Below are 350 nucleotides of genomic sequence, written 5' to 3' on the forward strand. Positions count from 1 at the left end.
TAATATATGTTTACAGGTTTCAAGTTAGAGACAGATGAGATGTTTAGTGCATATAAAAGTATAGGTGAAGCTATATTTAAAGAAAATGAAAGAGAGATAGGAATAGAAATTAAGGAATTTATATCTGGCGATGGAAGTATTAATGGTTCAGAAGTGCAAGATAATTGGTTTCCAGAAGTAAAAGCCGATATCTTCTTATCCCACTCTCATAAAGATAGAGATAAAGCTTTAGGATTAGCTGGTTTCTTAAGTGATAAATTTGGTTTGAAAGTGTTTATAGATTCTTGTGTTTGGGGATATGCTAACAACCTTTTAAAACAGATAGATGATATGTACTCTAAGAGTGATAG

1 protein-coding gene is annotated in these 350 nt (G+C 31.1%); it reads left to right on the forward strand.

The genetic code is table 11. The features are described from left to right. Window positions 1-39 precede the first annotated feature (39 nt). Window positions 40-350 (forward strand): hypothetical protein (locus tag AC1DWA_RS33895; protein WP_477917949.1); only part of this gene is annotated, 311 nt, incomplete at its 3' end.

It is taken from the genome of Rhodococcus sp. P4_F3_2 (genome assembly GCF_056401335.1).